Source organism: Pantoea sp. Mb-10, from assembly GCF_021272205.1.
Classification (GTDB): Bacteria; Pseudomonadota; Gammaproteobacteria; order Enterobacterales; family Enterobacteriaceae; genus Pantoea.
In genome coordinates, this window is record NZ_JAJSDX010000005.1 from 199,550 (window position 1) to 224,026 (window position 24,477).

Genomic DNA, 24,477 nt, shown 5'->3' on the forward strand with positions numbered 1-24,477 from the left:
ACATGAAAATTTCGGTGATTTTTCTATTATATTTAGATAATATACTTATTAATGAGGGCTAACTTTTTTTCCAAGGGTGCAGATCTTGTTCAACTTCCATCAGGCCAGTAGAGGGGTAGTACTGGCTAACGGCCACCGTGGATACTCCAGTAAGTATCCTGAAAATACGTTATCGGCATTTGAAGGGGCACGCCTGGCTGGAATGTCGAGTATTGAGCTCGATGTGCACATGACCAAGGATGAGAAGATGGTGGTTATTCATGATTACCGCATTGACAGAGTATCGGATGGCTCTGGTTATGTGGCCAATATGACTCTCGACGAACTGAGAACGTATGACTTTGGCGTCAGCGCTTCCTCCGACGCCGTAAAGGCTGCCATACCGGCCCTGGATGACATCTTTGACTGGGCGATCAGGCACGATATGGGGCTTGTCGTAGAGATAAAACAGCGCTGTCGTCTTGATCGCTTTATTGAAAGATTCACCGAACTGGTCAACACCAGAACTGGCATTGTCGGAAGAATGCAGTTACTCGGGTTTAACCATGTACTGCTTAATCAGGTCAAGAACAGCGTTCCGGGTCTGAAGATTCAGACAGTCTCGCTTGAACGTTATAAAAATCAGCTTGAAGCCATTCTCGGTTCGGGTGCTGATTGTGTTTGTCTTGAATATGAACATACACACATAGACGATCTGAAGACCTATAAGCAGGCGGGATTAGGTGTACGCCTTTACCTTACGCCGGGCAAGCTCGGTCTCGATACGCTGGAGTACTACCGCTTTAAATTCGGGCATGATGTCCGCAGCGAGATACTTTTTTGGATGAAAGAAGGTCTGATTGACATGGTCAGCCATGATGACGTCCTGTATGTCAAAAGACTCATTGAAGACGCTGGGTTAAAATGCGCTTAACCATTTGATGCCGGCATATAGGAATTACCATGAATTTAGTCAGTGCACCTTTAGAACTGAGCGCGACGCAGCGTAACCTGATCGACCTGATCAGGAATCATGGCACCGTTACACGGGCCGAACTCAGTCGCCTCTCAGGTCTGACTCCGGGAGCTATAACACAGCAGTGCCGTGAACTGATTTTTACCGGGCTGATTATCGAGGGTGAGCCTGTACATGATGGCAAGCGTGGTCAGCCTTCGTTACCCCTGCGCCTGAATCCAGGAGGGGCGTGCTCTGTAGGTGTTTCCTTCAGTCCTGGGTTTATTGACATTGCCGTCGTTGACCTAAGCGGAAAACCGCTCGTACAGGTTTCAGAAAAACATACTGAAAACCGTGAAATAGCCCATACGGTCAATCAGGTCATACAGATGGTTGCCGGTGCACTTAAAAAGAAACGTTTAAGTAACTCACGAATACTGGGCATTGGATATGCCGTTCCGGGATTCCTGAAAAAAGACGGCCGTAAAAGACAGACAGTAGCATGGCTTGATAGCTGGAGGGAGGTTGACCTTCAGGCAGTTTTTGCTGCAGCGTTACCTTACCCGACCTGGGTAGAAAACATCGTAAATGCTTCTGTCATTGCCGAATATTACTCCGGTAATCACAGTCACATTTCTGATCTGGTCCTTATTGATCTGGGATATGGAATTGCTGCAGGCATTATTGCTGACAATAAACTTCTGAGTGGGGGGTTTTCGAATGCCGGAGAACTTGGAATGAGTTTCCCACTCGAACTGCCAAGGCCTTCTTATAAAGATTTGCTTATCACTCTGGAGAAGGCCGGTCTGGATCCCGATGAACTTGATGGCCTTGCTGGCAGCGGGAATAAGGTTATTGAGTGCTGGATAGCGCGTGTAAGTGAACAACTGGAACCCATTATATTCAGCTGTATCCAGTGGCTGGACCCTGAAGTTATCACGCTGGGTGGCGCGATGCCTAAAAAAATCGTCGGGCGGCTGGTGAAGGAGCTCAAACTCAGAGTCAGCGGACGATTAGAGCCGTTACGACCATCAGCAAAAATTGAAGCTTCTGCTTTCAGTAAAGAGGGTGCGTCACGCGGGGCAGCAATGCTGCCTTTATATTACACACTGAATATAAAAAAGTAGCAGTGCCAGATTAGTTTTACTCGGGTTTAAAAGGTATGCCGGCCATTATATCAGTAAGAGAGGATGGGATATGTCACGTGATGTTGTCAGTTACGCACCGGATGTGGGAAGAAAATTTTCATCCTCCGGGTGTCCTTTGCCTTTTGCGGGTAATACATTTCTTGGCCACCTTGAACAGCAGGGGGAAGGATTTAAGACTTTCGATACTATTCTTAATGTATACAGAGCCCTTCCGGAAACCAGTTTTTTTAGGAAAATGACGGTTCTTCCATCCAGCAGTTACCACATTACGCTTTTTACCGGTGTAAACGAGTGCGATCGTCATTCAGGCCCATGGCCAACCGGTATGTCTCGTGAGGTGGCGCTGGAAAGCCTGAACACATATTTTCTGGAGAAACTTAAATTACGTCAGCCAGAGATGTCTTCGCCCTTTGAATTTATTGTCGATTCAGATGCTCTATTGCCAGGAGAGAACGATAATCTTTTTATTCCACTTAAACCTGCCAGTCAGGATACCTATGCCAGGCTAGAAAATTTAAGGGATGAATTGTCAGATATAACAGGTATTCGTCGCGAGGATCATCGTTATTATCAGTACCACATCACCCTGGGGTATCTTGTGGCCACTCTCGATAAAGTGGAACTAACGGAATACAGAGCCAAAAACAGGGAATGGAGAGAAATGATAGCGAAGACCGGTAAAATTACCATTAAGAAATTTTATTTTTGCATTTTACAGGATATGTATTCATTCCGGAGCATTTACGCAATATAGATATGACTTTGTTTACGTCCCGGCAAGACAGTAATGAAATGCTCAGATAAAAGTTTACCAGGTTTAACTGAGCAAGTTCGGGTCTGTCGTAATTAATAAATAATTAATCAGTTTCAATTTTTTATAAATGAGGTTTTCTGTGAACAAGACGTACATGCGGTGGATTTATTTCGTCATACCTGTATTAATACTGACTGGGTGTGCAGGCTCTCCACTTGGCAACCTGATTTTTAATAAACGTTATCAGACCAGTTCAGATATCGCTGCATCATGGGTCGGGTCTTCGGCAGACGAACTGATGATGGCATGGGGACCACCTCAAAACAGCCAGGCTCTGAGTAACGGAAGCAGCATACTGGATTATCAGTATAACTGGATTGTAAATGGATACGATTCAAGTATGTGGAACTATATTCCTGAATATGCAAACTGTGATAGACGATTTCTGGTCGAGCAAGGGATAATAACAAGATGGTATTCATCAGGTGGCTGCCCAAAAAGACCTGAAGGGGCAAAGTTGATTGATGGAAGTATACCAGTACCAAAACCAACTCTTTAGTAAGTTTTGCTTTTGACTGGTGTTTATCTGAGGGGGATTTAAATAAACCGTGGCTCACAAAGTGATTGCCAGTTAAAAAAACGCGGGACGTTTCAGTTAGAAGTAAAAAGAATTGACTAAATTTCGTTCAAAATCAGTTATGATTGAACCCTATTAATTAAGTAAACTTTCAAGGTCAATATTATGAAGACTTATATAGCGGCATTTGCAATTGTACTATTTATTTCAGGATGTAGTTCTTTCAGTGGTGAGGATAAGTTTTCACGAAGTTATGTTTCTGCTCATATCATAGCTAATAAAACGACGGAGTCCGAAGTTAAGGCTCTCTATGGCACACCCGACGATCAATCATCAAGTTCAGACGGTAGTTACGTGTGGCGTTATGATAGGGATGGTAAAATGAATTTTCTTTCAAATGCTGTTTCTTTAATTCCCGGAGCTTCTGCGCTAAGTGGTGCAGTGACCCAAGCCACAATTGCTCAGCATACCAGAGATGATATAAGTTCTGTTTCTGATAAAGCGTCCGGAAATACAGAGCATCGTAGCGGTAGGTTGGCAATTTATTTTACTAGTAATAAAGTTGTTTCCAACTGGTATATGTAATTATTTCGTTAATAAGCTGGGGTAAGAAATTATTCCAGAACTTTGTTTATTCTTATTGAGAGGTTCCCTGCCGATCGTATCTGCTCTCCCGCCCGCTACCTCACCGGTAGCTGGCAAAAGGCGAAAATAAATTATTACCCTGCCAAAGGTAAACTGGTTTTAGATATAAATGAAAAAATACATACAATAGCTATTGCTACTTTAGTCGCCTGGCTGCTATCAGGATGCTCGACACTGGCTCCGGAGCGAACTGCAGCAAAAAATCTTATGGAAAGAATATCAGTGAAGCCTACAGGGTTTTTGGTCATCCATGGCTTAGTGGTACAGAAACAAGTGTCAGTGCGGAAAGTAAATTTTACGGACATAATGTTTATCATTTCTATTTTAAGGGGCTTGAATACGATCGGGGAAAGTTCAACGGTTCTTATATGGATACATCACAAGGCCGTCCGGTTCTGGTTAATCAGTTCGAAACACAACATGCGCAGGAGTCATGTAGAGTTGGATTCTGGGCTGATCCGAAAACGAACATAATCGATTACTACTAAGTCAAAGATAACTGTGGCTTGGGAGGCTGGGGATTCGGCACAACCGGCATATTACATTATTGGGAAATAAACTGACCTGAATGTCTCCTGGGCATGAAATAAAACGATCCCTTAAAAGGAATGTTCATATTAAAAGTATTGGCCATTTATCGATGAGCTAAAGATGCTTCTAATATGTTGCTGATCAATCATTGGTAATTAACAAATCAAATGCTGTCTAAACAACCTGGAGTTAAAGTCATGAAAAAAATGATCTGTATATCAGCTGTTTCTTTTCTTTTGAGTGCATGTACTACGATGTCGCCTGATCTCGCAATCCCGATACTACAGGCCGACACGTCAAAAATGTTAGGCTTAGGGTCTTCCGATGAGATAAATGTTACCAATGTTTCCATGTCTAAGCCTGACGCACTCGGTTCCCAGATGATATCGTACCGCGCAACGACTGATAAGGGACGTATTTTAGACTGTGAAGCTCACGTGATTCCTGGCCTTCCGTTACAGGATCCAACCGTGAGCACGCCTACGTGTAAACCGGTTAAGACCTATAACAAATAACATCACTATTTTTAAAAGGATTCAGTAAATGCCCGGGGCGGCTCAGAAGAACGGACATGCAGCCGATGAGTGGTAAGTAAACAGCATGATATATGCCATTGTATTTTACCCTGTCCGGGAATTCTTAACGGGTGCCCCGCGCTTTTACGATCAACTCTCCTCTTCAGCAGGAACCTGACCTGAAGAACACCATGAACAGATCAATCGCTGCTATGCGCGAGAAGCGGACGCCCTATCAACCTTTGGTATCCAGACCTGCAAGCGTTGTAATTTCAGCAAGCAACCAACGTTCAAAACTGTTCAGCGCAGCTTCATTCACTGCCGTTTCCATCGGTTTGACTAAACAGAACGTTTTGCTCAGGCAGTTTGAGGCTGGCCAAGGCGAAATAAGCGTGCCGCAACGTAATTCATTCTCGACATACATTCGCGGAATCAGTGCTACGCCTTGCCCCGCGATGACGGCAGCAATGGCCATTTCATGAAGATCGTACCGCACGCCCTGTGCCGGATTATCGAGGTGTAGTCCAGTTTCTTGAGCATACTGGTGCCATGCATCTGGATTCTGTGGTCGGTGAATGCGTGGCAGTGCATTTAACTGCCGATTGACGTCATGATGCGTCAACAGTGCGGGCGTGCAAACCGGCTGCAGCTGTTCCTGAAACAGCGCGTGCACGCGCATGCCTGTCCATGCGGAATGTTCAAAGTGAATAACGGCGTCAAAGCCACTCCCGGGCAAAATGAACGGCTCGGTTCTTGCCGCAATATTTACCGTTATGTCCGGGAACAACGCGTTAAAGCCCTTCAGGCGGGGTATAAGCCAGCGGCTGGAAAAGGTTGGCAGGACGGCGATATCCAGACTCTGACTGCCCTCAGGCATGCCCATGATGGACTGCGTGTCTCTTTCAAGCCGATCGAGGGTTTCACGTACATGGTGTGCATAGCGCGCGCCGACAGGATTCAGCTTTACCCGGCTTCCCATACGGTCAAACAGTTTACAGTTCAGCAGCGTTTCAAGGCGCCCAATTTGACGGCTAATTGCGCCTTCCGTTAACGATAGCTCCTGTGCGGCCCGGACGAAATTACCGTGTCTAGCAGCGGCATCAAAAGCCTGCAGCGACGCACTGCTGGGTATTTTTTTGCGCATCAAACCTGATCCTTACTTAGCGCCAACAACGCGCTTCCATTGACTAAATGTCACTAACCCGTGACATATTATCGTTTTTAAGCGGTGCAACCAGCTTGTAGCATGATGAAAAATCATTAAGCAAAGATATTTGCTTGCAGATATAACGCAAGCTGAGAGGGGCCGATGTTCTATACCGTGGAGTGCTCGTTTACCGATCCTGAACGCGAGGCAGAATGGAATGCCTTTTACCGTCACAACAAACTGCCCGCATTAATATCTGTTGCGGGCTTCACCACCTCCCAACGCTTTCGCGCCGTCAAATCGGGCTGTCCTGTCTACCTTGCTCTTCATACGATTAAGGATGGGGATATTCTCAGCAGTGCGGACTCCCGTTTAAAAGGCGGGGGGAATTTCTCTCGCTGGCAGGTCTGCATCACTGACTCGCATCGCAATCTCTATGGCGGCGAAGGTCTTGTACCAGCCATCTCTTACGATGAAAGGCTGTTATTGAGCGCAAAGCCCATACGTTATGGAGGACTTTATGCGTGCACTGGACGTTGCCACTTATCAGGCCTCGGGGTTGATAACGCGTTTTCGCTGTTTTGGCTCCCCTGGCAAACACGTATTTGCTCGCAACTCGCGCCGAGGTAACGATGAACCCTCTCTTTCCATTCCGCCAGATTGGCGATTTTCACATAACTGCATTGAGTGACGGGAATATGGCAGCGAGTCTGGATTTGCTGTCGGGTATTAAAAAATCTGATGCGGACGTTATTCAATACCGTGCCGGAATCAGTGAGCCCGCTAATATCCATATAAACTGTTACCTTATCCGCGGCCCGGGTCGAATCATTCTGGTTGACGCTGGCACAGGCCCGCTGAATGACATGGCGGGACAACTCAACGCAAACCTTGCCGCAGTCGGCGTTAGCCCTGAGGACGTCGATACGGTGTTATTGACGCACTGCCATCCTGATCATATTGGCGGGCTGCTGGATTCTGAAAAACAGCCGGTGTTTAAACACGCTGAGATTTTTCTTCATCCACTGGAAGCGCAACACTGGCAGGATGATGAAAAAATGAAAATAGCGGATGCGCGCGGGCAACGTCATGTTGAGCGGGTGCGCCAAACGTTAGAGGCTTATGCCCCAAAGGTGCGCTTGTTTAACGGTGACAAAATAGCAGAAGGCATTCTGCCAGTATGGCTACCCGGTCATACGCCAGGTCACACTGGTTTTCGCATTAATGCAGATGAGAGATGCTTATTAATATGGGGAGACATTGTCCATTATCCTCACATTCAGTCAGCGCAACCGGCGGTTTCTATTTTATTCGACACCGATCCTGTTCAGGCCGAGGAAACAAGAAGGCAAATTATGGAAAAAGCCGTTAGCGAAAAATTGATCATCGCAGGTATGCACTTAAGTCAGGCAGGATTTGCCAGCGTTCACAGGGATGGCAGTGGATACCGCATTTTCTACTCTGAAAAAGAATAACCAGGCCTGACTGGGTGGTGAGTGATAGGGAATGGTTTAGCATCCGCTGTCCGCTTCTGGCACCAAGTGGGCAGTGGATGCTTATGATCAGCGAGTGATCACGCTGATGAAGAACAGGTGAGATTAAATATTGTAAGGAAAGCATAATGCAATTAGCGCTGATATCGGACATTCATGGCAACCTTCCTGCGCTGAATGCTGTGCTGAAGGACATTCATTTTCATGGAGTTGATCACATTGTGAATCTGGGCGATATCGTTTCAGGAGGACTCTTTCCTGCGGAAACAGCGGACAGATTGATGCCTTTAAGCCTGCCAACGATAAGAGGAAATCACGAACGACAACTCCTCGAAACGGATTTTTCAGGTATGAGTTTATCTGATAAACATGCGTTCAAAAGTCTTCAGGCTGAGCATTGGGCGTGGCTTAAAGGCCTGCCAGCGCAGTTAACTATTAATGAAGACATACTGATGGTGCACGGCGCTCCGGGAGATGACCTCATTTACCTTTTGGAAAAAGTCACTGCTTCAGGCGTGAAGCCCTCATCTGAAGCGCGCGTTTTAGCGCTTATTGCAGGTAGAAACGAATCGCTGATCCTTTGCGGCCATACGCACATCCCTCGAGAGATGCGGCTGTCAGACGGCCGACTGATTGTCAATCCCGGCAGCGTAGGGTTACAAGCCTATGATGATGACACCCCCTTTGTGCACGTTATGGAGAGTGGTTCTCCCCATGCCCGCTATGCAATTGTGGAAAAACACAACGGATTATGGAAAGCCGATTTCAAAGCGGTTGAGTATGATTGGGAGTCAACCGCTTCCGTTGCGCTCAGCAATAACCGTCCCGATTATTTCAATGCGCTTAGAACAGGACGAATGTGAGTGTTGTGCTGCTGCACTTTCTGTCACTTAATCAGCCATATTGAATTTTCCCACCTCCGCTTCTTCGAGGAAGCGGACAACCTCCCGTTTGCCCGACGCGTAAAATGGAAATCTGCGGCTGATACCTACCACGCAATCATCATGTAATATATTGAAAATTATACTAATCATGTGTCTTTAACCCTAAAATCTGCGCCTGAGTTTCTTTCCCCATCCCTCCACCACACGATAAAAATTTAAATAGCGAACTATTTAGTTGTTTACAATGTGATGGTTCGCTGGCATTGTAGCGAAACTAAATAGCACACTACTTAATAGCAATCACAAGGAAATCTGTCATGAAAGTAAAACTCACCGCCAGTGCTTTATTGTTAGCCAGCCAGATGACATCCGCGTGGGCCAGCCCGGTTGAAAACGCGCCGCAGCCCACCGTTGGCGTGGCGGCATTTCTTCACGCGCTGAACAGCGGCGGCGGAAAGCCGATGGAAACGTTATCCCCTGACGCCGCCCGTGCGGTGCTGATAGGTGCACAGAAGGGGGCCACGCTGCCGCCTGCCCAAGTCTCTGAAAAAATCATCACCGCGCTGGGTAAACCGCTCAAACTGACGATAGTGAAACCGGCCAATGCCTCTGGTGTCCTGCCCGTGTTTATGTTTTTCCACGGCGGGGGGTGGGTATTGGGAGACTTTCCTACCCACCAACGTTTGGTGCGCGACCTGGTGAACGAATCGGGTGCGGCGGCGGTGTTTGTCAACTACACGCCGTCACCGGAAGCCCACTATCCGGTGGCAATTAACCAAGCGTATGAGGCCACCAAATGGGTGGCCAACCACGGCGCTGAAATTGGGGTGGACGGTAAACGCCTGGCGCTGGTGGGCAATAGCGTGGGTGGGAATATGGTTGCCGCCGTCGCCCTGCAGGCGAAACAACATCAAACCCCGGCTATTCGCTACGACGTCATGCTGTGGCCTGTCACCGATGCACGCTTCGATGATGCCTCTTATCAGCAATTTGCCAATGGCCATTTCCTGACCCAGAACATGATGAGATGGTTCTGGGACAATTACACCGTCTCAGAAAAAGAGCGCAATAGCATATTGGCCTCTCCGCTGCGTGCCACCCAAGCCGAACTGGCGGGTTTACCGCCAACGCTGATTCAGACGGCCGAACTGGATGTGCTGCGCGACGAAGGAGAAGCCTTTGGCCGTAAACTGGATGCCGCTGGCGTGCCGGTAACCGTGACGCGTTACAACGGGATGATTCACGACTTTGGTTTATTGAATGCCCTGAGCAACGAGCCAACGGTGCGGACGGCGATCCGTCAGGCGTCAGCGGAACTGCGGGAACACCTTCAGTAAACGCCGCGCAGGCCGCATGCCAGAAAGAGAGCAGTGAGAGATCGTGTGAAAAATCAGCCTGGCAGCACCGGCTGATTTTTTGTGCTGACATGCCGCCAAAGTGCGTGGTTGATGACGGTTTACGCACCAGCCGTTATCCGTGAAACGCAGGCCAGCACGGGCGTTTGCCGGCCTGCAACCCTCATACGAATACTGTTAGACGCTGAATGTCTCCACCATACCGCGCAGGGCATGCGCCTGCTGCGACAGCGATTGCGATGCCGAAGACGACTCCTCGACCAGTACCGCGTTATTCTGCGTCACGCTGTCCATCTGGCTCACGGCTATGCTGACCTGTGAAATACCTTGCATCTGCTCCGACGACGCCAGCGAGATATTGTCCATCGCGTCCGCGAGTTCGCCGACCATGCCGACAACCGCCTGGATGCTCTGGCCAGTGGATAAGGCCACACCGACCCCGCTTTCAATCTGCTCAACGGCATGCTCAATCAGTCCCTTGATGTCCTTTGCGGCTGTTGCACTGCGTTGCGCCAGCGTACGGACTTCACCGGCCACCACGGCAAAGCCGCGGCCATCTTCACCCGCCCGCGCCGCTTCTACCGCAGCATTGAGGGCAAGAATATTTGTCTGAAACGCGATGCTCTCAATCACCGATGTGATGTCACGAACTTTTGTCGCGCTCACGGAAATGTCCTGCATGGTCGCTGACATTAACTCAACGTCCGATCCGCCTTTAAGCGCGAGCTGCGCCGTGCCACGGGCTGATTCTGCCGTCTGCTGCGCCCCGGCCGTATTGCTCTTTACCGTGGCGGTCAGCTGTTCCATGCTGGCTGCCGTTTCCTGGAGGGCGGCGGCCTGCTGCTCTGTCCGTGACGACAGCTCTGAGTTGCCCTGGGCAATTTCATCAGCAGCCAGCGCGACGGAGGCGGAGGTATCCTTGATTTGCGACACCAGACCGCGCAGCGTTTTCTGCATACCGTCAAGTGAGGCCAACAGGCTGGTTGCGTCATTGCGACGAAGTTTCACTGAGGAGGTGAGATCGCCTGACGCAATGGTCGCAGCTAATGCCTGCGCCTGCGCCGGTTCGCCGCCCAATTGGCGCATCAGCACCCTAATCACCACAACACAGGCAACCACACTGACAACAATGGATGCACCCGCCAGCAAAATCAGAATGAGCGATGACTGCGATGTTGTCGCGCTGTTCTTCGCGACCTCAGCGATACTGGTTTTCTGTTGTATTCCGGTCACAACCAGCAGATCGCTCAGCATGGTGTCCTGCACGGGCTGGACTTCTTTTGTCAGGCAATCAAAAAATTCTTTGTCACGGTTAGCCAGACCGAGCTGGCTGGCTTTCGCGAAAATGGTGAAAAAGGTGGCCTCCGTATCGGTCAGCCTTTTAAATGCCTGACGATCGGCGGGAAGTGAGTCCTTCTCCAGTAATTCACCCAGTTCCTGACGATGAGCAATGAACCGCGCCTGGGTTTCCTGCATGCGGTCTGCAACGGGTTTCATCGCCTCGGGATCGTTCAGCAACCCAAGCGTTCTCACGTCGATGGCCATCTGTCTTATTTCACCCAGCATGTCTTCTGCAATCTGATACTTCTTCATTTTGACGTTTACAACCACATCCATGCCTTCGCGGGCGCGGTTCAATGCATGCAGTGCAACGCCGGTGCAGATAATAAAAAGGAGGATAAGCAGGCCAAAGCCTGCGGTTAAGCGGGTAGATATTTTCATGTTTTTCTCGTCATGAAGGAATTTGGCTGTGTGTAATGGGGTGCTGGCTTTAGCATGTATTCAGTTAAAGCTGCACCGCGCGTGCACGTATTTGATTTAAGCCCTTCCTCTATTCTTGAAAAGAATAAGGAAAAATGAATGCTGTCCGTCCGTGTCTTTTATCTCATCGCGCTTACAAACTGATTCGCAAGCAAACGTGCTTTACCCAATAGGTTTGGCGCATTAGCGCAGCGAATAACCCAAAAGCGTTGTTGCGCGGTTTCATCTGCGGCGGTATCCCGTTAGACGGTGCCTGGCTCGGCTATCGCAAGGTCCATACTCAGTGTTATTTCCCGTTCAGCCGATCAACCCAGCGCAACCCTCCACCCAAAGGCCGTTACCCGTCGCGTGAAAGCCTCTCTTTTTTCGGATTTGGTATCCGTTTGAGCCTCTATCGGCCCGGACATTCACAAACTTCATCCCTTGTGAAAAATAAAATTGAACTCAATTTAATTGGTGTCGATATATTACAGTTGTGGTATTTCTTAAGCATGTTCAACCCCCCTGAAACCGTACGTTGAACGCCTTTTTTCAGTGCTGTGAGAGGGGTTACAGGATACGATTCACCGCACGTCTATCGGCCATTAATTCCCCAGGAAGGACACCATGAAACACGGCAATGACATCAACGAAGAGCCACATGTACCCGCGCAAAAACTGGATAAGCAGCTGTGCTTTGCGCTTTACTCCGCCTCGTTGGCCATGACCAAACTTTACCAGCCGTACCTGAAACCGTTTGGGCTGACCTATGCGCAGTACCTGACGCTTCTGGTTTTATGGGAAAAGGATGGCATTACGGTGTCCGGCGTGGGCCAGCGACTCCAGTTGGACTCAGGTACGCTTAGTCACCTGCTGAAGCGCCTTGAGCAGGCCGGTTTCATTTGTCGCACGCGGGACGTCGGGCAGGATGAACGCAGGGTAATCATCCGGCTCACCGACGCGGGGCGAGCGCTTGAAAGCCGTATCGCCGGCATATCGCAAGAGATGATCTGCGCGGTCGGCATCTCGCTTGAGACGCTGAATAGCCTGCGTGATGAAGTGAGGCATGTTCAGCAGAAAATTCTTCAGGCCGTGTCTCAACAGAGAGATAACGCGTCCTGTCGCTGACTCACAGCAGTACGGTAGACGCGAAGCGTTCGGGGGCAGAAATTCAGCGTGATCGAAAAAGGGCAAGGTGCGCAGTCGCCATCCTCTGCGAAAACCGGTTCGCCTGTGCTATACCGATATCACTCCCTTTTCGCGCTTTATCCGTTCATTAAGGAGACTATGAACACGCCTTTGCCCCTGCTTGCTGTGCAGAATGTGGCTTTTTCCGTTGGCGGACGTGCGCTATTGCAACCGGTCTCGTTCGACTTGCATCAGGGCGACACGCTGTTAGTGACCGGCCCCTCCGGCAGCGGAAAAAGCACGCTGCTGAAAATTATCGCCTCGCTTGCTAGCCCCACGGCCGGGCAGATTCGCTTTCACAACCGGGATATCACCACGCTCAAACCCGAGACGTATCGGCAACAGGTGTCGTACTGTTTTCAGACGCCGCAACTTTTTGGACAGACCGTGTATGACAATCTTGCGCTGCCGTGGCAAATTCGCCGGCTGCAACCTAAGCGGGATGCGCTTGTGGCCGCGCTAGAGAGCGTTAATCTCACGGCAGACCAATTGAATACGCCTGTGGAACAGCTCTCCGGTGGGGAAAAGCAACGCGTCGGCCTGCTGCGCAATCTGCAGTTCATGCCTGAGGTCCTGTTGCTGGATGAAGTCACCAGCGCCCTTGACGAGGAGAACCGCCACGTGGTGCTTAAGGTGATTAACCAGCTGAATGTTGAAGAGAAAGTCACGCTAGTGCGCATCAGCCACGACCCCAGCGACATCCAGCACGCGAAACAGGTGCTTCGCCTGACCACAACCCATCGGGAGGATACGCATGAATCAGCATGACATCAGCGACACGTCGCTCTTACTCTCTTTGTCGCTGGTGGTTATCGCGCTGCTGATCAGCCAGAAAGAGCAATTGGGCATGGGCAAAGACATCATCTGGAGCGTGTGTCGTGCGGTTGTGCAATTGGTGCTGGTAGGCTATGTACTCAAGGCGGTGTTCAATGTGAATGACCGCTGGCTCACGCTGCTGATGGTGCTGTTTATCTGTTTTAACGCCGCATTGAACGCGCGTAAGCGCGCTCGCCATGGGAAACAGGCCTTTACGATCGCCTTTATCGCTATCGTGAGCGGCACCGCCGTGACGCTCACGATCCTGGTATTGAGTGGCGCCATCGCGTTTGTGCCGATGCAGGTCATTCCGCTCACGGGCATGATCGCCGGCAATGCCATGGTGGCGGTGGGATTGTGCTACCGCAACCTGGCGCAGCGCTTCACCGATCATCGTCAGAAAATCATGGAGATGCTGAGCTTGGGCGCGACGGTGAAAGTGGCGTCGCGCCGTATCATCGCCGAGACAATTCGTACCGCCATGATCCCCACCGTGGATGCTGCCAAAACCGTCGGCTTGGTCAGCTTGCCGGGCATGATGTCCGGGCTGATCTTTGCGGGTGTTGATCCACTCAAGGCGATTACGTATCAGATTATGGTCACGTTTATGCTGATCGGCACCGCCAGTCTCTCGACCATTATCGCGGTTTACTTATCTTACCGACAGTTCTACAACGCGAGGTCGCAGCTAAATATGCCGGATACGCCGATGGAGTAGCCGGACTCCCTGGCCGCAACATCATGCGCGGCACCCCGCACCGTTATCAGCGGTGAGGCCCGTTCGTCGCCACCCGCAATGCGGACGGGCTTGTCGTCCATGCTAGCAGCGTCACACGCTATCCCGATTGAGGTCGGGAGTATTTATTGCTGATTTCTACCTGCCAGGCCAGCTACTCTGTCATCTTCGGGTGCTGGCGTGGCTTACTGTCACCCCCATCATTGATATAAGCCTGTAAGCCGGTTGCAAGCATATCGAATACCGTTTTATACGCTTTGCTATGGCGCAAGTCCTCGTGCATAACCAGCCAGGTATCGAGATGAAAGGCAAAAAAATCCGGCATCACTCGCTCTAACGGAACAGGGAAAGCGGCCAGTTGAACCTGACACATCCCAATGCCGGCACCTGCGCGGATAAGGTTCAATTGCGCCACATCACTGTCAGTTCGCACGGTAAAGCGTTCACGACTTAGCTGTGGGAAGTGTTTCAGGGCCTCAAGAATAAAGGGTGTGGTGTCATCAAAGCCCACCAGGGTATGGGTGAATAACGCATCAATAGTGTCTGGTGCGGCATGGCGTGCCAGATAGGACGATGCGGCATGCAGACCAATTTCAATACTCCCTAACCGCCGCGCAATCAGTTGTTCCTGCGCAGGCGTGGCCATGCGTATCGCAATATCCACCTCCCGGTTCAATAAATCCTGCATTCGGTTAGACAGCACCAGTTCAATGGTCAGTCGCGGATACGCTTTTTTGATGCCTGCAATCAGCGGAGGCAGCACTTCTGTGCCGATGATTTCACTCGCAGAAACGCGAACCACGCCGTGTAAACCCGCTGTGGGAGCACTAAAACCGGCGGCAGAGCGCGCTATCATTTTGGCCGTATTTTCCATCGCTTGCGCATGGCCCTGAATCGCGACGGCCGCATCCGTAGCCTGCAGGCCAGTTTGAGACCGCGTAAATAAAACCACACCCAGGGCGGATTCGAGTGCAGCCACATGGCGTCCCGCTGTAGGCTGGGTAATCGCCAGCACACGGGCTGCCCCCGACAGAGAGCCTTCTTTCATCACCGCGAGGAAGGTGCGATACCACTCCCATGGAATCGTTTGTGCCATACAAAAATGCATACCTGTTGTCTGATGTCATGCAATTACATTTAGTCCGCCCTGGCCTTACGATGTCAAGCAGACATCTAACCAAGGCAACAAAATGAAAAGTAAAAACAAGGTGCTCATTCTGGGCGCAACAGGGGGAATCGGCGGTGAAATCGCCCGAAAACTTATCCGAGAAAAATGGGACGTTTGTGCGCTGCGCCGCAACGCACCGCAGAACGAAGAGGAGGGGGATATCACGTGGATGCAAGGCGATGCGCTGAAGGGTGAGCAGGTCATGGCCGCCGCGTCAGGGTGTAGTGTAATTGTGCATGCCGTTAATCCACCGGGGTATAGAAACTGGGAACACTGGGTGCTGCCAATGCTACAGAACACTATCGATGCCGCCGAGCGGAATGGCGCGCTGATCGTCCTACCGGGCACGGTTTACAACTATGGGCCGGATGCCTTTCCACTCTTGCGGGAACAATCCCCTCAACATCCTGTTACCCGAAAAGGGGCAATACGGGTGGAAATGGAGAGGGCGCTGTTCGCCTGGACGCAGCGTGGCGGTAGCGTGCTGATTCTGCGGGCCGGTGACTTCTTTGGCCCTCAGGCTGGCAATAACTGGTTTTCGCAGGGGCTGATCAAACCGGGGCTGCCACCCCGGATAATCAGAAACCCGGGCAAGGCAGGAACAGGCCACCAGTGGGCCTATCTGCCGGATGTCGCTGAAACGCTGGTTGCGCTTTTGGCGCGTCGGGAGCAACTTGACCCTTTTGCCTGTTTTCAGATGCGTGGACACTGGGATGCCGATGGGTCGATGATGGCAGGAGCCATAAAGCGTGTCGCCCAACGGGCGGGCATTAACGCCAGGGTCACATCCTTCCCCTGGTGGCTCATCACGGCGATGGCGCCTTTTAACGCCACGCTGTATGAAATGCTGGAAATGCGCTATTTATGGCAACAGGCAATACAGATGGACAATGCCAAGCTGATCGATTTTTTAGGCCATGAGCCTCACACCCCGCTCATTGAGGCCGTGCGTACCACGCTCATTGGACAAGGCTGCATTCATTAGGCGATATTCCTGCAGTCATGCGCGGTTCAGCGGGCGACATTGCATATCCCTTGGCACAAAACAGACATACGGCAGGATAGTGTCTGACAAATTTTATCTGTGGAAATGGCTAACACGCATTACTTAAAAACGGAGGGGCTGAGTTAACCAGCCAGTGTTGTTGGCGCGAAGGGGGAAAACAGCGCAAGTAAACCGACACGTTTTAGTGCTCTCATTGCACGATCCGTGAATAAACATAACCGATTGAGGAAAGCATAACGATGCCAGCCGGATGAAAGGATCATCCGGCGGTGAGTGATGTCGCAAATAAAAAGTGAAGATCAGTTAACGCCGGGTATATGCACTGCCGGCAAGGTTTCACGTACTTCCCAGCCACGTAGCTTGCCGGGGTTGAGTAAGTTGTAAGGATCGCAGGCGCATTTTAGGGCAACCACATCTGGCCGCACCTTACCTTGTTTACCATCCTCAATATGAATGACATGGGGATTATTTATTTTCACGTTATGGCTACGATAAATATCCATAATGGCATTGAGCCGTTCCGGGCTGCTGTAACGGATTAATGGCAGGCCGCTACAGGTGAGCGCGCCGTTAATGTCGCGCAGAAATTCAATATGCGACATCACCTCATCCGATAATTCAGCCTCCATTGCCAGCACCTGTTGATGGTAATCATCCACAGCATAAGCGGTTTGCAGGTAAGTCAGGGTTTTATCAACCTTCAATGCCTGCAGGGTGGTGTGGTTCCAGCAATATTCAATCAGGGAATGGCCGCTATTTTCACCCTCGGCAAAGCGCAAGGCATTATGGCCGTTGTGCTGTGCGAGGATGGAAGGGAGCAGGCCATCACTCTCGCGTCCAGTCACCGAAATGACACCGTGTTGAGCACGAATCTGCGCATCCGCTAAATCGCTGAAATACTCCAGCACCGGTGCGGCAAATACCGCGATTTGGCGTTTAACAATTCCAGGCGATCGCGCCAGCGCATCGGCATACGCCATCGCGGAGGGAAAATCGGCGAAGGTATCCAGGCGCTCGATCCAGTCGTGGCACGGTGACAATGCCAACTCGATCTCCAGCACGATGCCATTGCTGCCGTAAGCATGATGCAAAAGCAGGGCGTCCGGTGCCTGCAACGTAATGATGCGCGGTGACTCTTCCATCGTCATCATACGAATTGACAGCACGTTGCCTGGCGCGGCCAGCGGACCGTAGTTAATCGATCCTACTCCGCCAAAACCGCCGCCAAATAAGCCACCAAGCGTGGCAAGTTTCCAGGTTGAGGGCATGCAACGCAGCTCCCAGCCATGCGGGCGGGTATGTGCTTCGAGATCGCCCAGACGAATGCCAGCCTGCGCGCGCACCGTACCGGTCCCCATGGCGGTGACGCTGTTCAGGCGTGTCATGTCGACCATCACGCCGCCCTCCAGCGGAATCAGTTGGCCGTAGTTGCCGGTGCCGCCACCCCGAAGATTCAGTGGGATACGGGCTTTTGCACAGGCTGCCACAACGGCGAGCAGTTCGTTCTCATCGCGTGGACGAACGGCCAGCTCGGCGAACTTATCTTCCAGCTGGTGTTTAAGCACCGGGCTAAACCAGTGAAAGTCACGTGACAGACGTTTTACTTTCGGCGCTTCTTGAATCCAGTCACATTCCGGCAACGCCGCGACCAGTGCCGCCAGTGCAGACTGGCGATCGGGTTCAGACATGTCTAGCTCCTGTCAGTAGATAAGGTGATGGGCGGTTGACGATCCGCCTGTGTTGCATTAGCTCGGGCTTAACTCACTCTCATGCCATGCTGCCAGTACGCGGCGCGTAAGCCACGACATCAGCGCAAAGAGCAGAAAGCCGGCCAGGGATATCAGTAACAATGCGGCAAACATCAGCGGAATATTGAGTTGATAGCCAGCCTGTAAGATCTGATAGGCCAGCCCGGTATCCGTGCCGCCGGTGCCCGCAACAAACTCCGCGACCACCGCGCCAATAAGCGACAAGCCACTGGAGATGCGCAACGCACCAAAGAAGTAGGGCAACGCCGAGGGAATGCGCAGGCGTATTAAAATTTGCAGGCGCGATGCATGGTTTAGCCTGAAATAGCTCAATAGCCCCGGCGACACGCTACGTAAACCTTGTGTGGTGTTTGAAATGATCGGGAACACCGCCATCAGTGTGGCGCACACCACCAGGGACAACGTGGTGTCTTTTACCCAAATAATGATTAGCGGCGCAATGGCGACAATCGGCGTGACCTGCAGAAAGACAATATAAGGAAATAACGCTGTCTCGATAAACCGATTTTGCACCAGTAAAAACGCAATGATGGAACCCATAACCGTCGCCAGCACAAACGAGATCACGGTGATTTTCAGCGTATAAAGTAAAGACATAAACAACGCCGGAAAGTTTTGCGCCAGGCTTTGCGCCACGACGAGCGGAGAAGGGACCAGAAAGACGGGCACCTTAAACGCGGTGACCAGAAACTGCCACAGTAACAGCATGGCAATGGCGACCACGGTCGGAAACAGCCATTGTTGAAATTTATGGTTTGCTGCAAGCGGTTTCATGCTTTGCTCTCCTGACTGGCTGCGAGCAGGCCGCGCTGCAACAGCTGCGCATAATGGGTAAACGGCTGACTGACACGAAACGCATCATCACGCGGCAGGCGGGTTTCAATGCGAATATCATCAACAACGCGACCCGGTCGCGCGGCCATCATAATCACACGCTGCGACAGGAAGACGGCTTCCTGAATCGAGTGGGTCACAAAAACCACCGTAAGCTTTTGCTCTTGCCACAAATCGAGCAGATCGCTATCCAGTTTGTTGCGGGTGATTTCGTCCAGCGCGCCAAAGGGCTCATCCATTAGCAGCACCCGGGGACGCGTCACTAAACCACGGGCAATTGACACCCGCATCTGCATGCCACCGGAAAGCTCGCGTGGCAGTACATGACCAAACTGACCCAAGCCAACCAGTGCCAGAATCTCCTGCACCCGGGTGTTGGCTTCACCGCGTGGTACCCCCGCCAGATCCAACGGCAGGCGAACATTCTTATGCACGGTGCTCCACGGCATCAGGGTGGCTTCCTGAAACACAAAGGAAAGCGGTAGATCGCGTTGATTCTCACGACGATCGCGACGAAATAGCATCAGTTTGCCATCACTGGGTTCGATTAAGCCGGCGATCATTTTCAGTAAGGTACTTTTGCCACAGCCGGAAGGGCCGAGCAGTGAAACAAACTCGCCCGGACGCACCGTCAGGTCCACCGGCAGCAGGGCCCGCGTCCCGTTGGGATAGATTTTTTCCGCGGAGAGCACCTCAATTGCCGGCGGCGCGGCAGACCGTGGCTGACTATCCGGATTGATCGGCGTTATGTTGCTGGCGATGTTCATGGCATGACCTTAACGTCTTTGATGAATTGCAGCGTGTAGCTACCGGCAAACGGCACTTTGGCTGGATCGATGAGCTTGTTATCGACCAGCAGCTGCCATGTCTGTTTTAGCCGTGGCTCGGTCATAATACCGATACCCGCCTTTTGCGCGTCGCCGCCCGTCAGCATCTGGTATTTCTTCATCTGGGCGATACCGAAGGCGATCTGCTCCTCACTCATCTGGGGATTCTCTTTCCTGATGAGCACGTTGCCAGCGCTCGGATCCTGCAGATAGTTTTTCCAGCCCTGCATTGAGGCTTTAACAAACGCGGCTACCGCTTGCGGACGTTTTTCAATGGTTGATTTCATGCACACAATACTGTTGCCGTAGGGCGGGTAACCCCATTCGCTGATTGGGTAGACATTGGCTTGCGCATGGGCTTTCTGCACAGCAAAAGGTTCGGAGGTGATATAACCCTGCTGCACCAGCGTTTTATCTGCGAGGAATGGCTGAATGCTGAACGTGTACGGGCGCACGCGCGCATGCTTCAGGCTGAGCGCACTCTGTGCCCACGGCCAGTAGGAGGTATAAGCTTCCGCCGCCAGCAGGAAGGTTTTACCCTGCAGATCCGCTTTATCTTTGACATCCGGATGGGTGAGAAAAGCAATTGCCGAGTGCTGGAACGTTGTGGCAACGGGCACGGCTTCAACACCTTGCTGCCAGGATTCAAGCGCCTGCATGTTATCGCTGATGATGCAGTCTGCCTGACCCGCCGCCATCAGCTGCATGGTGTGAACCTGGGGCCCCCCCATTTTAAGGGTGACGTCCAGCCCGGCATCTTTATACAGGTTCTGCGCCAGTGCCTGATAAAAACCGCCATGCTCTGCTTGCGCATACCAGTTTGTCATAAAGGTGAATTTCTCCGCCGCCATGCTCTGGGCCGACAGCGCCAGCGACAGTGCGGCAATCATGCTTAATTTTTTATTCATCGTCGAGCCCCCGGCTAGCGCGGTGTTAAGAGTGATGCAGCGTCGTTGTGGTCTAATACTTTGCCCTGCCAGTGACCTGTGCCCCATGCCGGTTCAGCGCGGGTCACCCAGCGCATTTGATGTATTTCGGTTATTACCTGTGCCCAACTTTCCGCCAGCGAATCCAGAATCGCCGCGCCTTGTTCGGGCGTGGAAGGCAGGGGATCGCCAATCACGCCGCTGGGGCCGAAATCATAAGAAGCCCATGCCGCCATGGGTTTACTGGTCGAGAGCGTCGGGCAGGGGAATGCAGGCGGATAATTCGCCACGGCTTTGCTCATCTGCACGGTGTCGGGGGCGAGTGCCAGCATCAGCGCGGTTTCCGCATGACCGGCATGCATCGCCATTTGCCGCTCTTTGTCGTCCATAAAACTTTCGGCACAGTTAGGCACTTTGAAGGTGTCTTGCATGATGATGATCATGTCACCGTGTCGCAGACGGAGTTCGCGTGCGGCCATCTGCAGCGGCTGTGGCTGCCCGCCATGGCCATTCACCATTAAAAACTTCCGGAAACCGGCGCGATAAAGGGATTCACCAATCTGCAGAATGGTATGTAACAAGGTTTCCCCGGTCAGCGTCAGCGTGCCGGGAAAGTGCAGGTGCTCATCGGATTTGCCATAGGTGATCGGCGGAATGGCATAAGCCGGGATATCCGCGGGCAAAAGTGCCAGGGCATGCCCGACCACGCCCGATGAAATAACGCTGTCTACGGCACACGGCAGATGGGGACCGTGCTGTTCGATGGCGCCGGTCGGTAACACAATCACCGTGTTGGCTTTATTATCCAGTGTGGCGATGTCGGTCCAGCTCAGGTACGGCAAAAAGCGGTTTGCTGGGATATAACCATGCAACATACTGTTTCCTCGCGTTATTGTGGCAACCACGCCGTGGCTTCAACTTCAATGAGTACGTCCGGGCTGGGCAGCATTTCACTGACTTGCACCACCGTTGAAACCGGCGGTTCGTCCGGGAAGAACTGCTTGCGCACCCGGCTGTAGTGCGGGAAATGGTCCAGATTGCGAAAGTACTGCACCAGTTTGAACACATCACTCATCTGCCCACCGGCGCTTTCAAGGGTGGTGCGGATGCTCTCCAGCACATACCAGCTTTGTGCCAGGATCGGACCTTCTTTGAAATCGGTAGAAAATTCACCACTGCGTCCCAGCAGCCGTTGCGCTGCTTCGGGAACATCGCTGTAACCGCGCACGATCGTCGCGGTTTGCGGATTCACCGGAATAATGCCGGAGAGAAAAATAAAGTCGCCAACGCGGCGCCACGCCGCATATTTCGCCAGCGGCTTACCCGCCCCTTGATCTAGCGTCATCCGTTTCTTCTCCATAACGCACGCCTTGTTTAAGCCGATAGCGCTGGCGCTGGCGCAGCGGCCAGCTTGCTGTATCGGCATGCGGAAAAATCACCATATCGTTGTGACGAAAAGCATCGGGCTGGCAGATGAGCTGAGAGGCTTCATCAAAGGCAGCACCCAACTGCAAACTCAATACCCCACTGAACAGGGTATCGAGTGGGTCGTAACTGCCGAGAGGGCAGAAGGCGTCCTGCACATTGTCAGCGCCCAGCAGCACTGAAATTCCACGCGCCTGCGCTTCTTTCACCCGCGTTAATCCACGCTGACGCGGTGTGCGATGGGGCACAGCGTCCTGTAACAGCAGATTGGTCAGGGGCAGAGCGATCAACGTCACCGGGTGCAGGGCCAGCCGATCAAGAATCTGCAGCGCATCTTCCTGTTGCGACAGCGCGCAGCTGTGGCTGCAGGTAATATGACCGCTGAACGGATGCTGTTGCAGGTAGTTCGCCAGCCAGCGCATGCCCTGGGCATCGGCATCCAACTCTTCATCAATATGCAGGTCGATATCGAGCTGCCACTGTTCGGCAGCGTGCAGAAGATGCGAGAAGGCTTGCGCATCCCAGTTGCTGCTGTGGATGAACCCACCCAGAAGCGCGCCCGGACCGCTGATGGCCACTTGGGCGGCAATATGCTGCGCAGCTTCCGCGCTGGCGAAAAAACTCAGCGGGGCGAGGGCCACGCGTTCGATACGACATAACGGATGCTGTAACTCACCAATCACCTGCCACGCCAGCGGCGCCTGCGTGCTGAACCAATCGACGTGGGTGCGTAATAAACCCACGCCACTCTCCACTGCCCATTGCAACGCCTGATGCGCGCGCTGATGGAGGTCTGCTTGGCTCCAGTGCACGCGATCCTGGTGCATCGCGGTAATCGCAGCCAGCAAACCGGGCTGGCGTGCCGGGCTTCGCTCGAAGGTGAACGTTTTGTCCAAATGCGCATGCGGCTCGATCAGGGCGGGCAGCACCAGAGCACCCTTGAGTGGCAAATAATCGGCATACGCGCCTTCACAGGGGGTGAACTGCAGCCCGTCAGCCTGAAAATGTAACGTCGCCAGCTGCGGCTGATTGTTATGCTGCGGCCAGCTGTCTGGCAGGAGCCAGCGGGGTAAACGTGCGCCGGTTGCGCCTAGATAGAGGGTCATAAGTCCAGTACCAGAACCGGAGAGCGTGCGCGTGAGCAGCACAGTACGATGCAGTCATTCGCGGCACGCTCTTTGGGGCTTAACACCTCGTCGCGGTGATCGGGTTCACCCGACAAAACACCCGTAATGCAGGCACCACACATGCCTTGCTCACAGGAGAGTTCGATGTCGATACCCGCCGCCTTCAGCACCCCGGCAATGTTTTGTGCCTGTCCAACGGTAAAGCGCGCGCCGGAGGACGCAATCTCCACGTCGAAGCTGTCGCCTGCGGTAAGTGGGGCGGCTGCAGGATTGAAACGTTCGCTGTGCCATTGATCCGGCTGCCAGCCGCGTTCCAGCGCTTGCTGCTGCAGGTGGTGCATGAAGCCAGCCGGCCCGCAGGCAACCAGCGCACTGTTGGCTGATGTTGCAAGATCGTCAGGTATCCGGGTGCGCAGGCTGTCGCCTTCGCAACTGTAGTGAATGACGACACGCTCACCGAGCTGTGCCAGACGTGTCGCAAACGCCAGTTCATCATGATGTTTGAGATAGATATGCAGCATGAATTCAGCCTGCCGCTCGGCCAGCGCTTCTGCCATGACCAGCAGTGGCGTCAGGCCAATACCGGCGGCAAATAATAAGGTGCGCGTTGCATCCGGTAGCGGAAAGTGGTTCCGCGGTGCCGACAGGGTTAATGCATCCCCGACATTCAGCTGTTGATGCAGCCAGCGGGAACCCCCTGTTGAAGCGTGATTAAGACGGACGCAAATTTCATAGCCCGACGTACTGGCTGCCGAACACAGTGAGTATTGACGTACCTCTCCCGTCGGCAGATGGACATCAATGTGCGCGCCCGGTGTAAAAGGCGGCAGCGGTTGATCGCTGGCACTCTCCAGCGTCAGTAACTGATTGCCAGCACCGTTGGACTGCTTTGCGATGACGGTGACAGCCAGGTGTGTTGATTTCATAATCAG

24 protein-coding genes are annotated in these 24,477 nt (G+C 52.3%); 13 read left to right on the plus strand and 11 right to left on the minus strand.

Annotation, left to right across the window (positions count from 1 at the left end):
* Window positions 1–82: 82 nt before the first annotated feature.
* The 5 genes from LU196_RS12365 to LU196_RS12385 all read left to right on the plus strand — a co-directional run bounded on the left by LU196_RS12365 (window position 83) and on the right by LU196_RS12385 (window position 3,998).
* Complete coding sequence (locus LU196_RS12365; RefSeq protein ID WP_232758223.1) at window positions 83–913, plus strand: glycerophosphodiester phosphodiesterase family protein; 831 nt, start codon at window positions 83–85, stop codon at window positions 911–913.
* 29 nt (window positions 914–942) lie between these two features.
* Complete coding sequence (locus tag LU196_RS12370) at window positions 943–2,061, plus strand: ROK family transcriptional regulator (RefSeq protein ID WP_232757541.1); 1,119 nt, start codon at window positions 943–945, stop codon at window positions 2,059–2,061.
* 70 nt (window positions 2,062–2,131) lie between these two features.
* Entirely contained in the window at window positions 2,132–2,836 is a 705-nt protein-coding gene (locus LU196_RS12375; RefSeq protein ID WP_232757540.1) for a DUF1868 domain-containing protein, read from the plus strand.
* A 139-nt stretch (window positions 2,837–2,975) separates the two neighbouring features.
* Window positions 2,976–3,395 carry a hypothetical protein gene (locus tag LU196_RS12380; RefSeq protein WP_232757539.1) on the plus strand — a complete coding sequence of 140 codons (420 nt, stop codon included), beginning with the start codon at window positions 2,976–2,978 and terminating at the stop codon, window positions 3,393–3,395.
* A 183-nt stretch (window positions 3,396–3,578) separates the two neighbouring features.
* The gene (locus LU196_RS12385; protein WP_232757538.1) at window positions 3,579–3,998 is read left to right on the plus strand and encodes a hypothetical protein; all 420 of its coding nucleotides are present in this window, start codon (window positions 3,579–3,581) and stop codon (window positions 3,996–3,998) included.
* 1,341 nt (window positions 3,999–5,339) lie between these two features.
* On the opposite strand, the gene LU196_RS12390 is transcribed toward LU196_RS12385, so the two are convergent.
* A complete protein-coding gene (locus tag LU196_RS12390) occupies window positions 5,340–6,248 on the minus strand; it encodes a LysR substrate-binding domain-containing protein (protein WP_232758222.1) in 909 nt (302 codons plus the stop codon).
* Between the two features lie 165 nt (window positions 6,249–6,413).
* Between LU196_RS12390 and LU196_RS12395 the strand changes: the two genes are divergently transcribed.
* The 4 genes from LU196_RS12395 (at window position 6,414) to LU196_RS12410 (ending at window position 9,965) form a co-directional block, all read left to right on the plus strand.
* Window positions 6,414–6,881 (plus strand): sugar ABC transporter, encoded by a 468-nt coding sequence (locus LU196_RS12395; RefSeq protein WP_232757537.1) that lies wholly within the window; start codon window positions 6,414–6,416, stop codon window positions 6,879–6,881.
* A gap of 2 nt (window positions 6,882–6,883) precedes the next feature.
* On the plus strand, window positions 6,884–7,726 hold the full coding sequence (locus LU196_RS12400) for an MBL fold metallo-hydrolase (protein ID WP_232757536.1): 843 nt from the start codon (window positions 6,884–6,886) through the stop codon (window positions 7,724–7,726).
* Between the two features lie 146 nt (window positions 7,727–7,872).
* On the plus strand, window positions 7,873–8,607 hold the full coding sequence (locus LU196_RS12405) for a metallophosphoesterase (protein ID WP_232757535.1): 735 nt from the start codon (window positions 7,873–7,875) through the stop codon (window positions 8,605–8,607).
* A 338-nt stretch (window positions 8,608–8,945) separates the two neighbouring features.
* A complete protein-coding gene (locus tag LU196_RS12410) occupies window positions 8,946–9,965 on the plus strand; it encodes an alpha/beta hydrolase (RefSeq protein ID WP_232757534.1) in 1,020 nt (339 codons plus the stop codon).
* Between the two features lie 195 nt (window positions 9,966–10,160).
* Here the strand turns inward: LU196_RS12410 and LU196_RS12415 are convergent, their stop codons facing one another.
* Window positions 10,161–11,705, minus strand: coding sequence for a methyl-accepting chemotaxis protein (locus LU196_RS12415; RefSeq protein WP_232757533.1), 1,545 nt, complete (start codon window positions 11,703–11,705; stop codon window positions 10,161–10,163).
* A 645-nt stretch (window positions 11,706–12,350) separates the two neighbouring features.
* Between LU196_RS12415 and LU196_RS12420 the strand changes: the two genes are divergently transcribed.
* The 3 genes from LU196_RS12420 (at window position 12,351) to fetB (ending at window position 14,445) form a co-directional block, all read left to right on the plus strand.
* Complete coding sequence (locus tag LU196_RS12420; protein ID WP_232757532.1) at window positions 12,351–12,851, plus strand: MarR family winged helix-turn-helix transcriptional regulator; 501 nt, start codon at window positions 12,351–12,353, stop codon at window positions 12,849–12,851.
* Window positions 12,852–13,010: 159 nt separating this feature from the next.
* Window positions 13,011–13,679 carry an iron efflux ABC transporter ATP-binding subunit FetA gene (fetA, locus tag LU196_RS12425; protein WP_232757531.1) on the plus strand — a complete coding sequence of 223 codons (669 nt, stop codon included), beginning with the start codon at window positions 13,011–13,013 and terminating at the stop codon, window positions 13,677–13,679.
* Complete coding sequence (gene fetB, locus LU196_RS12430) at window positions 13,666–14,445, plus strand: iron efflux ABC transporter permease subunit FetB (RefSeq protein WP_232757530.1); 780 nt, start codon at window positions 13,666–13,668, stop codon at window positions 14,443–14,445. The genes fetA and fetB overlap by 14 nt, the downstream gene beginning before the upstream one ends.
* Window positions 14,446–14,617: 172 nt before the next feature.
* Here the strand turns inward: fetB and LU196_RS12435 are convergent, their stop codons facing one another.
* The gene (locus LU196_RS12435) at window positions 14,618–15,559 is read right to left on the minus strand and encodes a LysR family transcriptional regulator (RefSeq protein ID WP_232757529.1); all 942 of its coding nucleotides are present in this window, start codon (window positions 15,557–15,559) and stop codon (window positions 14,618–14,620) included.
* Between the two features lie 94 nt (window positions 15,560–15,653).
* On the opposite strand from LU196_RS12435, the gene LU196_RS12440 reads away from it, so the two are divergent.
* Window positions 15,654–16,616: an NAD-dependent epimerase/dehydratase family protein gene (locus LU196_RS12440; protein ID WP_232757528.1), complete on the plus strand. Its 963-nt coding sequence runs from the start codon at window positions 15,654–15,656 to the stop codon at window positions 16,614–16,616.
* Between the two features lie 320 nt (window positions 16,617–16,936).
* On the opposite strand, the gene LU196_RS12445 is transcribed toward LU196_RS12440, so the two are convergent.
* Genes LU196_RS12445 through LU196_RS12480 form a run of 8 tightly spaced genes read right to left on the minus strand, consistent with a single transcriptional unit; the run spans window position 16,937 to window position 24,471 of the window.
* Entirely contained in the window at window positions 16,937–18,325 is a 1,389-nt protein-coding gene (locus tag LU196_RS12445; protein WP_232757527.1) for an FAD-binding oxidoreductase, read from the minus strand.
* Between the two features lie 57 nt (window positions 18,326–18,382).
* Window positions 18,383–19,180 (minus strand): ABC transporter permease, encoded by a 798-nt coding sequence (locus LU196_RS12450; protein ID WP_232757526.1) that lies wholly within the window; start codon window positions 19,178–19,180, stop codon window positions 18,383–18,385.
* Entirely contained in the window at window positions 19,177–20,007 is an 831-nt protein-coding gene (locus LU196_RS12455; protein WP_232757525.1) for an ABC transporter ATP-binding protein, read from the minus strand. The genes LU196_RS12450 and LU196_RS12455 overlap by 4 nt, the downstream gene beginning before the upstream one ends.
* Window positions 20,004–20,975: an ABC transporter substrate-binding protein gene (locus LU196_RS12460; protein WP_232757524.1), complete on the minus strand. Its 972-nt coding sequence runs from the start codon at window positions 20,973–20,975 to the stop codon at window positions 20,004–20,006. Before LU196_RS12460 ends, LU196_RS12455 begins: the two co-directional genes overlap by 4 nt.
* A gap of 14 nt (window positions 20,976–20,989) precedes the next feature.
* Window positions 20,990–21,868, minus strand: a complete 879-nt coding sequence (locus LU196_RS12465) for a creatininase family protein (protein ID WP_232757523.1) — start codon at window positions 21,866–21,868, stop codon at window positions 20,990–20,992.
* Window positions 21,869–21,882: 14 nt separating this feature from the next.
* The gene (locus LU196_RS12470) at window positions 21,883–22,338 is read right to left on the minus strand and encodes a RidA family protein (RefSeq protein WP_232757522.1); all 456 of its coding nucleotides are present in this window, start codon (window positions 22,336–22,338) and stop codon (window positions 21,883–21,885) included.
* Window positions 22,313–23,524 carry an amidohydrolase family protein gene (locus LU196_RS12475; RefSeq protein WP_232757521.1) on the minus strand — a complete coding sequence of 404 codons (1,212 nt, stop codon included), beginning with the start codon at window positions 23,522–23,524 and terminating at the stop codon, window positions 22,313–22,315. Before LU196_RS12475 ends, LU196_RS12470 begins: the two co-directional genes overlap by 26 nt.
* Window positions 23,521–24,471 (minus strand): PDR/VanB family oxidoreductase, encoded by a 951-nt coding sequence (locus LU196_RS12480; RefSeq protein ID WP_232757520.1) that lies wholly within the window; start codon window positions 24,469–24,471, stop codon window positions 23,521–23,523. The genes LU196_RS12475 and LU196_RS12480 overlap by 4 nt, the downstream gene beginning before the upstream one ends.
* Between the last annotated feature and the right edge of the window lie 6 nt (window positions 24,472–24,477).

Excerpts from the sequence above, each read along its gene's own strand:
- LU196_RS12410 (WP_232757534.1), top strand. The coding sequence starts at position 8,946 with ATGAAAGTAAAACTCACCGCCAGTGCTTTATTGTTAGCCAGCCAGATG.
- LU196_RS12400 (WP_232757536.1), top strand. The coding sequence starts at position 6,884 with ATGAACCCTCTCTTTCCATTCCGCCAGATTGGCGATTTTCACATAACT.
- LU196_RS12415 (WP_232757533.1), bottom strand. The coding sequence starts at position 11,705 with ATGAAAATATCTACCCGCTTAACCGCAGGCTTTGGCCTGCTTATCCTC.
- fetB (WP_232757530.1), top strand. The coding sequence starts at position 13,666 with ATGAATCAGCATGACATCAGCGACACGTCGCTCTTACTCTCTTTGTCG.
- LU196_RS12435 (WP_232757529.1), bottom strand. The coding sequence starts at position 15,559 with ATGGCACAAACGATTCCATGGGAGTGGTATCGCACCTTCCTCGCGGTG.
- fetA (WP_232757531.1), top strand. The coding sequence starts at position 13,011 with ATGAACACGCCTTTGCCCCTGCTTGCTGTGCAGAATGTGGCTTTTTCC.
- LU196_RS12370 (WP_232757541.1), top strand. The coding sequence starts at position 943 with ATGAATTTAGTCAGTGCACCTTTAGAACTGAGCGCGACGCAGCGTAAC.
- LU196_RS12480 (WP_232757520.1), bottom strand. The coding sequence starts at position 24,471 with ATGAAATCAACACACCTGGCTGTCACCGTCATCGCAAAGCAGTCCAAC.
- LU196_RS12405 (WP_232757535.1), top strand. The coding sequence starts at position 7,873 with ATGCAATTAGCGCTGATATCGGACATTCATGGCAACCTTCCTGCGCTG.
- LU196_RS12420 (WP_232757532.1), top strand. The coding sequence starts at position 12,351 with ATGAAACACGGCAATGACATCAACGAAGAGCCACATGTACCCGCGCAA.
- LU196_RS12475 (WP_232757521.1), bottom strand. The coding sequence starts at position 23,524 with ATGACCCTCTATCTAGGCGCAACCGGCGCACGTTTACCCCGCTGGCTC.
- LU196_RS12395 (WP_232757537.1), top strand. The coding sequence starts at position 6,414 with ATGTTCTATACCGTGGAGTGCTCGTTTACCGATCCTGAACGCGAGGCA.
- LU196_RS12445 (WP_232757527.1), bottom strand. The coding sequence starts at position 18,325 with ATGTCTGAACCCGATCGCCAGTCTGCACTGGCGGCACTGGTCGCGGCG.
- LU196_RS12440 (WP_232757528.1), top strand. The coding sequence starts at position 15,654 with ATGAAAAGTAAAAACAAGGTGCTCATTCTGGGCGCAACAGGGGGAATC.
- LU196_RS12470 (WP_232757522.1), bottom strand. The coding sequence starts at position 22,338 with ATGACGCTAGATCAAGGGGCGGGTAAGCCGCTGGCGAAATATGCGGCG.
- LU196_RS12375 (WP_232757540.1), top strand. The coding sequence starts at position 2,132 with ATGTCACGTGATGTTGTCAGTTACGCACCGGATGTGGGAAGAAAATTT.
- LU196_RS12465 (WP_232757523.1), bottom strand. The coding sequence starts at position 21,868 with ATGTTGCATGGTTATATCCCAGCAAACCGCTTTTTGCCGTACCTGAGC.
- LU196_RS12385 (WP_232757538.1), top strand. The coding sequence starts at position 3,579 with ATGAAGACTTATATAGCGGCATTTGCAATTGTACTATTTATTTCAGGA.
- LU196_RS12460 (WP_232757524.1), bottom strand. The coding sequence starts at position 20,975 with ATGAATAAAAAATTAAGCATGATTGCCGCACTGTCGCTGGCGCTGTCG.
- LU196_RS12455 (WP_232757525.1), bottom strand. The coding sequence starts at position 20,007 with ATGAACATCGCCAGCAACATAACGCCGATCAATCCGGATAGTCAGCCA.
- LU196_RS12390 (WP_232758222.1), bottom strand. The coding sequence starts at position 6,248 with ATGCGCAAAAAAATACCCAGCAGTGCGTCGCTGCAGGCTTTTGATGCC.
- LU196_RS12450 (WP_232757526.1), bottom strand. The coding sequence starts at position 19,180 with ATGAAACCGCTTGCAGCAAACCATAAATTTCAACAATGGCTGTTTCCG.